Here is a 267-nt window from a genome sequence, read left to right on the forward strand (position 1 = left end):
GACTTGAGCTTACTGATGCGGAAGCTGATTGGCTTGCAGATACTGATGCGCTAGCTGATTGACTTGAGCTTACTGATGCTGAAGCTGATTGGCTTGAGCTTACTGATGCTGAAGCTGATTGACTTGCAGATACTGATGCGCTAGCACTTTGACTTGAGCTTACTGATGCTGAAGCTGATTGGCTTGAGCTTACTGATGCTGAAGCTGATTGACTTGAGCTTACTGATGCTGAAGCGCTTTGGCTTGCAGATACTGATGCGCTAGCAC

General features: G+C 47.2%; 1 protein-coding gene. It reads right to left on the bottom strand.

Going from position 1 to position 267, the window contains the following annotated elements:
- The coding region (locus SORDD16_RS12125; RefSeq protein WP_241734083.1) for a hypothetical protein at positions 1-267 on the bottom strand (267 nt) is incomplete at both ends.

This window comes from Streptococcus oralis, assembly GCF_001578945.1.
Classification (GTDB): Bacteria; Bacillota; Bacilli; order Lactobacillales; family Streptococcaceae; genus Streptococcus; species Streptococcus oralis_Q.